Source organism: Campylobacter sp. MIT 21-1684 (genome assembly GCF_026241315.1).
In the GTDB taxonomy this organism is placed as follows: domain Bacteria; phylum Campylobacterota; class Campylobacteria; order Campylobacterales; family Campylobacteraceae; genus Campylobacter_D.
The window spans coordinates 1-381 of the sequence record NZ_JAPHNA010000079.1 but is presented as its reverse complement, the minus strand read 5'-3'; the positions used below and the strand labels follow the sequence as shown (position 1 = coordinate 381).

The following is a 381-nucleotide window of genomic DNA, read 5'->3' as shown; positions in this document are numbered from 1 at the left end:
TTAACAATCAAGGTAAAATTCCTTTAATAGTTAAATATGAGGATACTATAAAGGTGGAGTGTGATAATATTGTTTTATCCGATAAAAGTATTCACACCAACTATTGCAAACCCATTAATTAGGAGTTAAAATGAAATTCACTTGGCTTTTAGCTTTTAAAATATTCATTGTTTTGTTGTGGATTTTATGTATGATAGTTTTTATGAGCGGGGCTATTAATAGTCAAAGAACTTTCTTAGAATTACTTGATTGGGACATAGCTTTAATATTTGTGATTATTTTATTGGGTTGTCTTAGTGTAATATTAGAAAAATTCTATAAGAAAAAAAGTTTAATGATAATTTATTTCTTATCGTGGTATTTTATTTTTCCTATACTCAC

The 381-nt window shown here is 26.0% G+C and carries 1 protein-coding gene; it reads left to right on the top strand.

All coding sequences use genetic code 11. The features are described from left to right. Window positions 1-130: 130 nt before the first annotated feature. On the top strand, window positions 131-381 hold a 251-nt coding region (locus OQH62_RS08650; protein WP_266016166.1), incomplete at its 3' end, for a hypothetical protein.